Raw genomic sequence first — 1,322 nt, forward strand, 5'->3', positions numbered from 1 at the left:
ACGTACTCCAGCGCAGCATTGCCGGAGTAGCTGATGATCGGGAAAACGGATTTGAAGGCCGCATGCAGGCCCACGTCGCGGAACTGATCTTTGGTCGCTCCCGCCTGCAAGAATTCACGATACGAATCCAGCTGGATAGCCAGAAGGTACGGGACATCCATGACGTCCGGCAACTTGCTAAAGTCCTTGCGGATACGTTTTTTCTCAGTATATGAGTAAGCCATCAGCGTTCCCCAGCTTGGTCACCTGCTTGTTTGGCCCCTCCGACGGGAGCAGCCAGAAAATCTCGCAAACCCCATGGTTTGCACCACCGCATCGGGTGGCTACAGCACGTTAATGGCGGCGACCGAGTCGACAGCCAAGAACGGAAAAAGGCCGGTGGCAAGAGCCACCAGCCATCAGCCTTCAGCTTAACGCTTGGGCTGGAAACGCAAGGTCGATGCTTACTTCAGCTCGACTTTAGCGCCTGCTTCTTCCAGTACTGCTTTGGCTTTGTCAGCTGCGTCTTTGGCAACAGCTTCCAGAACCAGGGCAGGAGCGCCGTCAACTACAGCCTTGGCTTCTTTCAGGCCCAGACCGGTCAGCTCACGTACTGCCTTGATCACGTTTACTTTCTTCTCGCCAGCTTCGGTCAGCATGACGTTGAATTCGGTTTGCTCTTCAACAACGGCAGCAGCAGCAGCTGGGCCAGCGGAAGCAGCGGCAGCGGAAACGCCGAATTTTTCTTCGAAAGCTTTGATCAGCTCAACAACCTGCAGAACCGACATTTCAGCTACGGCGTTGAGGATATCGTCTTGGGAGATAGACATTGCTGTATTTCCTGAATTGGGGGACGGCCTACTCGGCCATCGAAATAAACAAAAATACGCGAGAGAAGTTGCTCAGCCTTAGGCTGCGGCAGCTTCTTTTTGCTCGCGAACTGCGGCCAGAGTACGAGCCAGCTTGCTGGTAGCGCCTTGAATCACGCTCATCAGCTGCGAAATGGCTTCGTCGCGGGTCGGCAGTGTTGCCAGTACGTCGATTTGGTTAGCTGCGAGGAACTTGCCCTCGAACGCAGCTGCCTTGATCTCGAACTTATCCTGACTCTTGGCGAATTCTTTGAACAAACGGGCAGCAGCGCCTGGATGTTCTTTGGAGAACGCGATCAGAGTCGGGCCGGTGAACACGTCGTTGAGAACACTGTATTCAGTGTCAGCAACAGCGCGCTTGAGCAGGGTGTTACGTACAACACGTACGTATACGCCAGCTTCACGAGCCTCTTTACGGAGTCCGGTCATAGCGCCTACTGTCACACCACGGGCATCAGCCACGACAGCGGACAG

At 54.8% G+C, this 1,322-nt stretch carries 3 protein-coding genes; all 3 read right to left on the reverse strand.

Annotation, left to right across the window (positions count from 1 at the left end; all coding sequences use genetic code 11):
• Positions 1 to 224: hypothetical protein (locus CFE47_RS31635; RefSeq protein WP_286843139.1), on the reverse strand; the 224-nt coding region annotated here is incomplete at its 3' end.
• Between the two features lie 219 nt (positions 225 to 443).
• On the reverse strand, positions 444 to 809 hold the full coding sequence (gene rplL / locus CFE47_RS31640; protein WP_016969476.1) for a 50S ribosomal protein L7/L12: 366 nt from the start codon (positions 807 to 809) through the stop codon (positions 444 to 446).
• Between the two features lie 78 nt (positions 810 to 887).
• Positions 888 to 1,322 (reverse strand): 50S ribosomal protein L10 (gene rplJ, locus CFE47_RS31645; RefSeq protein WP_286843142.1); only part of this gene is annotated, 435 nt, incomplete at its 5' end.

This window comes from Pseudomonas sp. PGPPP1 (genome assembly GCF_002255865.1).
Lineage (GTDB): Bacteria > Pseudomonadota > Gammaproteobacteria > Pseudomonadales > Pseudomonadaceae > Aquipseudomonas > Aquipseudomonas cremoris.

Excerpts from the sequence above, each read along its gene's own strand:
- rplL (WP_016969476.1), bottom strand. The coding sequence starts at position 809 with ATGTCTATCTCCCAAGACGATATCCTCAACGCCGTAGCTGAAATGTCG.